Raw genomic sequence first — 5,791 nt, 5'->3', positions numbered from 1 at the left:
GTAGCAAGTTTTTAACTTGCGACTCCGAAGCTTGCCATTTCAATGGCGAGTAGTTCACGGAGCAGAGTAATAGGGTATTAGAGATGGTACAAACTGTGAACTAAAAAAGTAGGAGTGGTGATATGAAGATAGGAAATGTACAGGTAGATAATAAAGTGTTTTTAGCACCAATGGCTGGAATTACAGATATGGCTTTTAGAGTTATATGTAAAGAGATGGGAGCAGGACTTGTATACACTGAGATGGTTAGTAGTAGAGGACTATATTATGGTGATAAAAAAACAGAATTATTAATGAAAATTGATTCCAGTGAACATCCAGTATCTTTACAAATATTTGGTTCTGAGCCTAATATTATGTCTGAAATAGTATATAAAAACTTGAATGATAGAGAAGACATAGACATTATAGATATAAATATGGGTTGTCCAACACCTAAGATTGTGAAAAATGGGGATGGAAGTGCCTTACTTAAAGAACCTAAATTAGCAGGTGAGGTAATAGAAGCAGTTGTAAAAGCTTCTAATAAGCCTGTTACTGTAAAGATTAGAGCTGGTTGGGATAAAGATAATATAAATGCAGTTGAAATAGCTAAAATAGCAGAAGAAAAAGGGGCTTGCGCTATAGGTGTACATGGCCGTACAAGGGAGCAATTTTATTCTGGTGAGGCTGATTGGGAGATTATAAAACAGGTTAAAGAAAATGTGTCTATACCTGTAATTGGGAACGGTGATATATTTGAACCTGAGGATGCTAAAAGAATGTTAGACTATACTGGTTGTGATGCGGTAATGATAGGCAGAGGGAGTAGAGGTAATCCGTGGATATTTAAAAGAACAGTAGTTTTATTGGAAAGAGGAGAACTATTACCAGCACCAAGGGATGAAGAAAAAATTGATATGGCATTAAAGCACTTAGAATTATTAATTCAGCTTAAAGGTGAAAGAGTTGCAGTTAAAGAAATGAGAAAACACATAGGATGGTACACAAAGGGTATGAAAAATTCTTCTGATATGAGAAGAAAAATAAATACAATAAATCATTATAAAGAATTAAAGGAAGAATTATATAAATATAAAGAAGACTTAATGGCAATTGAGGACTAAAGAGTGTAAAAAAAGGATGGGAAGGTAATAATATGGAAATAAAATATATATAATCTAAAATTGAGAAAGTTGGGTGGGGATAATATGAAAAGAGTAGTTAGTGTAAGTATAGGCTCTTCAAAGAGAAATCATAAAGTAAAAACCAATATGTTTGGAGAGGAGTTTATAATAGAGAGAATAGGAACAGATGGAGATAAGGAAAAAGCTATAAACTTAATAAAAGAATTAGATGGGAAAGTAGATGCTTTCGGGATGGGAGGTATAGACATATACTTAGTATGTAAAGACAAAAAATATATAATTAAGGATTCAACACCTCTTAAGGAAGCAGCAGTTAAAACACCAATAGTAGATGGTTCTTCTTTAAAAAATACATTAGAGAGAAGAGTTATTGAATATATAAATAAGAATAACATTGTAAAATTAAAGAATGCTAATATACTTTTAACGTCTGCATTAGACAGATTTGGTATGGCCGAAGCTTTTGAAAAGGTTGGAAGTATAGTTACATATGGGGATGTTATGTTTACTTTAGGCATACCAGTAAAGATAAAATCATATAATACACTATATAATATAGCTAAGATATTGGCACCAATAGCAACCAAATTACCTTTTGAAATGTTATATCCTACAGGAAAGAAACAAGAGGTTATAAAAGAAGATAAATTTGAAAAATATTATCAAGAAGCTGATATTATAGCAGGTGATTTTTTATACATAAACAGATATATGCCATCTGATATGAAAGGAAAAACAATCATAACTAATACAGTAACAGCTAATGATATCCAAGAAATGAAGAGGAAAGGTGTAAAATTATTGATAACAACTACTCCTGAATTTGAAGGTAGGTCATTTGGAACTAATGTTATGGAAGCAACTATTGTTGCTTTATTAGGTAAGTATCCTGAAGAGCTGACTGATAAAGAATATAATAGAGCTTTAGATATGTTTGATTTTAGACCTAGAATAGAATACCTAAATGAAGAGGAACAAGTATTATAAAAATAACGAAAGGTTAGCGTTGATAAAAGGGGGGATAAGAGATTTGGGGAAGTTCGTCTATGTTTTAGAGCCTAAACTTTACAGACAAGCATTACAAAAAGGGTTATTAAGGTTTATTCCTGAAAGTATATTTTTAATTATAGTAAACAGAATGAAGCCTAAGGTAGTATGTAGATATTTAAATCAAAAGGGTACAGAGATTAAAGGATATGGGATAGGGGTATTTACTTCTGAAAAGAACAGTGAAAAAGAAAGGTTTATAGACAGTATAATAGAATGTATAAATTCATTAAAAGAAGAAAATATAACGAGATTATGTTTGTATAAACATGAATTGTTAGATGAAGAAGATGTAGTAAAATTAGAAGACAATTGTAATGTTTCCTTCGTCGATGGAAGGACTACGAGAATCCAGCTTGTTCTACCAGTAATAAAAGAAATTTATAATTATAATAATATCAATTTGAAGGAACAAGAAGTATTAATAATAAATGATGATTTACAATATGAAGAAGAATTAATACGTGATTTAGCATTAGAATTAAAATATCTTTCTGTATATGGAGAAAACGAAGAATATATGCATGAATTATCTGATAAGATATTAATTTCTACTGGACTTTCTATACATATAGTTAGAGGATTAGAAGGAAAGCTTAGCAAATACAACATTATTATAAACTTTAAAGATAATATTGAGTTGAATGTTAAAGATATAAAAAGAAAAGCAATAATATTTGATTTAAGTAAGAAGAATAGTTTAAGAAAATTAGTAGATAAAAGAAAAGATGTTATAATTATTACAGATTTTATGTTAAAAAAACCTAGCAATATAAGGTGTGATATATCGGATTATAGCTTTGAGCAGGATATACCTTCACATATATATGAAACTATGAAAAATGTCAATTCAAGGGATTTTAAAAGAGTAGTAATACGAGATAAATCTTATACTATAAAACAGGTTTCTAAAATATTTTTAAAAGGTAATGAAACTTGTCGATATTTTATATCAAATGTCAAAAACTAAGCCTATAAATACTCTTGACAATGAAGGGTTACTAAATTATAATAGTCAACATATAAAATAGGAAAGCACTGTAAGTTAACTTACGGTGCTTCTTATTTAAGATAAGTATCTATAATTTTTTTAAATAAATTTTTGAATTTAATATATAATATAATAAGGTATAAACTAATATTTTCAAAGAAATTTTCTTAGGCATTTAATAATATAATTTTTATTAAATATTTAATAAATCAAAAATCAATACAAAAAAAGGAGAGAGTAATACCATGGAAAAAGAAGTAATTTTAACTTCCGAGGGTTTAAAAAAAGTTGAAAACGAATTAGAGTATTTAAAAACTGTTAAGAGAAAAGAAGTAGCAGAAAGAATAAAACAGGCTATAGCTTTTGGAGATATTAGTGAGAACTCTGAATACGACGAAGCAAAAAATGAACAAGCACAAGTTGAGGAAAGAATAGCAAAATTAGAAAAGATGCTTAGATATGCTAAAGTAATAGATGCTGCTGATATTTCTGTAGATGTAGTTAGCGTTGGCTCAAGAGTTACAGTTAAAGATGAAGAGTTTAATGAAGAAATAGAATATACTATTGTAGGTTCAGCAGAAGCAGACCCATATGAAGCTAAAATATCAAATGAATCTCCAGTAGGAAAAGCATTAATAGGTAGAAAAGTTGGAGACGTAGTAGAAGTTCAAGTACCTGATGGCGTAATTAAATATGAGGTACTTAAAATTGAAAAATAAACTTAATACATCATTAAATATAATGCATGTATAAAAGGTTATGATATAATGAGTAGATGGATAGGATAAATAGGAGGTGTACGAAATATGGCAGAAGAAGCTAACTTAAATGAGATGCTGAAGATGAGAAGAGAAAAACTACAGAACCTAGTAGAAATGGGCAAAAATCCATTTGAAATTGAAAAATATGATGTTACTCATAAGAGTCAGTATATCAAAGAGAATTTTGAAGAACTAGAAGGCAAAACGGTTTCAATAGCAGGTAGATTAATGGCTAAAAGAGGTCATGGTAAAGCTGGCTTTGCAGATTTACAAGATAGTGAAGGTAGAATACAGTTATTTGTTAAGATGAATTTAATAGGAGAAGAAGAATATGAACTATATAAAACTTATGATATAGGAGATATAATAGGGGTTAAAGGTGAGATTTTTAAAACAAAAATGGGAGAGATATCTGTAAAAGCTAAAGAAATAGTATTGCTTTCTAAGTCCTTGCAGATTCTACCAGAAAAATTCCATGGTTTAAAAGATCCTGATTTAAGATATAGACAAAGATATGTGGATTTAATCATGAATCCAGAAGTAAAAGATACATTTATTACAAGATCAAATATAATTAAAGCGATAAGAGAGTTTTTAGATAATAGAGATTTCATGGAAGTAGAGACACCGGTGTTATCTACTTTAGCAGGTGGAGCTTCAGCTAGGCCATTTATTACACATCATAATGCGTTGGACATTGATATGTACTTAAGAATCTCTTTAGAGTTACCATTGAAAAGATTAATAGTTGGTGGCTTCGATAGAGTATATGAAATGAGTAGAGTTTTTAGAAATGAGGGAATGGATTCAAGTCACAATCCTGAATTTACATTACTTGAATTGTACCAAGCATATGCAGATTATGAAGATATGATGGAATTAGTTGAAAGTTTGTATTCTTATGTAGCTGAAAAAGTAAAGGGAACAACAAAAATAACTTACCAAGGACAAGAAATAGATTTAACACCACCTTGGCCTAGAATTAGAATGGTTGATGCTGTTAAAGAACATACAGGAGTAGATTTTGATAAAATAACTGATATAGAAGAAGCTAGAAGAGAAGCGGAAAAATTAGGTTTAGAATTAGAAGGAAATGAATCTATAGGAGAAATAATAAGTGAAGCATTTGATGAGTATGTAGAAGATAAATTAATACAACCTGTATTTATTACTCATCATCCGGTTGAAATTTCACCATTAGCTAAAAAAGACCCTGAAGACCCAAGATATACACATAGATTTGAACCATTTATCTGTGGAAGTGAAGCTGGAAATGCTTTCTCAGAATTAAATGACCCAATAGATCAAAAAGAAAGATTTTTAGAACAAGTTAAGAAAAGAGAAGCTGGTGATGATGAAGCTCATATGATGGATTATGACTTTATCAATGCATTAGAGGTAGGATTACCACCAACAGGTGGACTAGGTATAGGGATAGATAGATTAGTTATGTTATTTACTGATGAATCATCTATAAGAGACGTAATTTTATTCCCAACTATGAAACCTGTAGATAATAAGTAGATAAATAAAGGGTACATTGCTTTTGCAATGTACCCTTTATTTGAAATAAAATTTAAAATTAATTTGGCTTTTGCCTAAATGTATAGCACAATTCATTATGGTTATAAGCTCCATAATAAGGAAACAAAAAAACATAGCAAAAACACTTGACATGCAAATTAGTATTTGGTATAGTATTAAAAGTCGCCGCTGAAACGGCGAATAAAATAAAACAAAAAAAGTTCTTGACAAATTCCTTTTAACATGATAAGATATTAAGAGTCGGCGACAAAAGTCGACAGACAAATTAGGACTTTGAAAATTGAACAGTGCAAAGCCAGTTGAGTTTCAGATAAACTTTC

5 protein-coding genes are annotated in these 5,791 nt (G+C 29.9%); all 5 read left to right on the top strand.

The features are described 5' to 3' along the window. Positions 1-122: 122 nt before the first annotated feature. The 5 genes from dusB to lysS all read left to right on the top strand — a co-directional run bounded on the left by dusB (position 123) and on the right by lysS (position 5,450). Entirely contained in the window at positions 123-1,106 is a 984-nt protein-coding gene (gene dusB, locus L21TH_RS10935; protein WP_006315923.1) for a tRNA dihydrouridine synthase DusB, read from the top strand. An 84-nt stretch (positions 1,107-1,190) separates the two neighbouring features. Further along, on the top strand, positions 1,191-2,114 hold the full coding sequence (locus tag L21TH_RS10930) for a hypothetical protein (protein ID WP_006315922.1): 924 nt from the start codon (positions 1,191-1,193) through the stop codon (positions 2,112-2,114). Between the two features lie 43 nt (positions 2,115-2,157). Then, positions 2,158-3,144 (top strand): hypothetical protein, encoded by a 987-nt coding sequence (locus L21TH_RS10925; RefSeq protein ID WP_006315921.1) that lies wholly within the window; start codon positions 2,158-2,160, stop codon positions 3,142-3,144. Positions 3,145-3,410: 266 nt separating this feature from the next. Beyond that, entirely contained in the window at positions 3,411-3,884 is a 474-nt protein-coding gene (greA, locus tag L21TH_RS10920; RefSeq protein WP_006315920.1) for a transcription elongation factor GreA, read from the top strand. Positions 3,885-3,971: 87 nt separating this feature from the next. Then, complete coding sequence (lysS, locus tag L21TH_RS10915) at positions 3,972-5,450, top strand: lysine--tRNA ligase (protein ID WP_006315919.1); 1,479 nt, start codon at positions 3,972-3,974, stop codon at positions 5,448-5,450. The last annotated feature ends 341 nt before the right edge of the window (positions 5,451-5,791 follow it).

The organism is Caldisalinibacter kiritimatiensis (genome assembly GCF_000387765.1).
Classification (GTDB): domain Bacteria; phylum Bacillota; class Clostridia; order Tissierellales; family Caldisalinibacteraceae; genus Caldisalinibacter; species Caldisalinibacter kiritimatiensis.
Note: the sequence above shows the minus strand (reverse complement) of the source record. Positions and strands in the feature narration are given on the sequence as shown.

What these genes read in the sequence shown, in the direction of transcription:
- dusB (WP_006315923.1), top strand. Translation starts at nt 123, where the DNA reads ATGAAGATAGGAAATGTACAGGTAGATAATAAAGTGTTTTTAGCACCA.
- L21TH_RS10930 (WP_006315922.1), top strand. Translation starts at nt 1,191, where the DNA reads ATGAAAAGAGTAGTTAGTGTAAGTATAGGCTCTTCAAAGAGAAATCAT.
- greA (WP_006315920.1), top strand. Translation starts at nt 3,411, where the DNA reads ATGGAAAAAGAAGTAATTTTAACTTCCGAGGGTTTAAAAAAAGTTGAA.
- lysS (WP_006315919.1), top strand. Translation starts at nt 3,972, where the DNA reads ATGGCAGAAGAAGCTAACTTAAATGAGATGCTGAAGATGAGAAGAGAA.